Origin of the sequence: Klebsiella sp. EMBS2024, assembly GCF_036233805.1 — a bacterium.
Classification (GTDB): Bacteria; Pseudomonadota; Gammaproteobacteria; order Enterobacterales; family Enterobacteriaceae; genus Klebsiella; species Klebsiella pneumoniae.
The window spans coordinates 2,607-3,003 of record NZ_JAZARW010000003.1 but is presented as its reverse complement, the minus strand read 5'-3'; the positions used below and the strand labels follow the sequence as shown (position 1 = coordinate 3,003).

Genomic DNA, 397 nt, shown 5'->3' with positions numbered 1-397 from the left:
ATCCCCCGCACCTGGGCGGCATTGACCACCAGCAGCACAACTGCATCCAGTTCCGCGGCGAACGGCACCGCGCTGGGGCCCGCGCCTTTGGCGCCCGCCGCCAGCAGTGCGCGACAGTTGTCGGGATTGATGTCAACGCCCCAGGTGTTCAGGCCCGCCTGCAGGCAGGCGCGGGCGGCGCCCATGCCCATTGAACCCAGTCCAATCACGCAGACGTTAGTGTGTGCAGCCATGCTGGCCTCCTTGTGAACATTAGTTAATTAATGTGATTTAATGATAGAATAAAGCGTTATCATGTGAATTTATGTGAGAGTTATCACGAATAACCCACATGAATATAAAAAATTCACAGGCGGAAAGAGGCTGCACAACGGCGATTCTTGCCCTAAAATAGCCT

General features: G+C 55.2%; 1 protein-coding gene. It reads right to left on the bottom strand.

Going from position 1 to position 397, the window contains the following annotated elements:
* Positions 1 to 233 (bottom strand): NAD(P)-binding domain-containing protein (locus VZP09_RS24685; RefSeq protein ID WP_328795530.1); only part of this gene is annotated, 233 nt, incomplete at its 3' end.
* Positions 234 to 397 lie beyond the last annotated feature (164 nt).